1 pseudogene is annotated in these 829 nt (G+C 61.3%); it reads left to right on the top strand.

The window, feature by feature from the left end:
- Positions 1–79 precede the first annotated feature (79 nt).
- Positions 80–820 (top strand): annotated as a pseudogene (locus YP76_RS26430) (IS5 family transposase).
- Positions 821–829: the final 9 nt, after the last annotated feature.

Raw genomic sequence — 829 nt, 5'->3', positions numbered from 1 at the left:
AGGCCGCGCGACCTCACAGAAACCTCCAGATTCACGAGGGTTTGGATTTGTGATTCAAGGCTGGCTTTTGGAGGCTGGCGTGGAAGGCGAAGTGCTGCGGGATGATCAGTGGGAGCGGCTGCGCGAGTTCGTTCCGGGAGGGCGCAAGGGCAAGCGCGGTCCTCGCAGTGACGGGCGGTTGTTTCTTGACGCCTTGCTATGGCTGGCGCGATCTACCGGAGAAGTTCGGTCCCTATCAGACCGCCAAGCGGCGTTATTATCGCTGGGTTGAGCAAGGCGTGATCGACCGGATCTTCGAGGCTGTGTCGGATGATCCCGACATCGAATGGCTGGCGATCGATGCGACCGTGATCCGCGCCCAGGCCCAGGCGGCTGGGGCTCGGGTAAAAAGGGGGGCGTTCAAGCCCAGGCTCTCGGGCGCTCGCGAGGCGGGTTCGGCACCAAGATCCATGCCGTAGTCGATGCCTTGGGCTTGCCGATCCGCTTCATCCTCGGCCCCGGACAGCAAAACGACATGGCGCCCGCCTGCGATCTGATCCGCGGCATCCCGGCTGGCAAGGTGCTGGCTGATCGTGCCTATGACGCCGACAGTTTGCACGATCTCATCTACGAGCAAGGCGGCGAGCCGGTCATTCCGCCTCGCCGCCATCGCAAATATCAGCACCGTTACGATCGCATCGCCTACAAGCAGCGTTGGGGCATCGAGGGCTTCTTCGCCAAGCTCAAGCAGTGGCGCCGTATCGCAACCCGCTATGACAAGCTCGCCGCAAACTTCCTCGGCTTCGTCAAACTCGCCAGCATCATGCTATGGATCAAATGATTAAATCGT

It is taken from the genome of Sphingobium chungbukense, assembly GCF_001005725.1.
Taxonomy (GTDB): domain Bacteria; phylum Pseudomonadota; class Alphaproteobacteria; order Sphingomonadales; family Sphingomonadaceae; genus Sphingobium; species Sphingobium chungbukense.
The sequence above is the reverse complement of the archived record's forward strand: the minus strand, read 5'-3'. Positions and strand labels throughout refer to the sequence as shown.